Source organism: Pantoea sp. GbtcB22, from assembly GCF_019091025.1.
Taxonomy (GTDB): domain Bacteria; phylum Pseudomonadota; class Gammaproteobacteria; order Enterobacterales; family Enterobacteriaceae; genus Pantoea; species Pantoea leporis.
In genome coordinates, this window is the sequence record NZ_JAGXKB010000974.1 from 1 (window position 1) to 231 (window position 231).

The window sequence follows — 231 nt, forward strand, 5'->3', positions numbered from 1 at the left end:
TAATCGTAGGGTGCGCATTAATGCGCACTTGGTCACCTTACATGGCGTCCCTACGAGAATGCGGGGCAATCGGTCAGGAAATGAATATCGAAATCGTTCACTTCGCGTGCCAGCTTTAGCAGCGCATGTGCAGCACGGTCGGTGGCAATCGCACCGCGCTCAGCATCCGCCGCTGCGGCGTTGCCGGTAGCACCACACAGATGCAGATCCTGCGCCATCCAGCCAAAACCA

At 57.6% G+C, this 231-nt stretch carries 1 pseudogene; it reads right to left on the bottom strand.

Annotation, left to right across the window (positions count from 1 at the left end):
* Positions 1–50 precede the first annotated feature (50 nt).
* Positions 51–231, bottom strand: a pseudogene (locus KVT28_RS27230) (creatininase family protein); the annotation flags it as partial.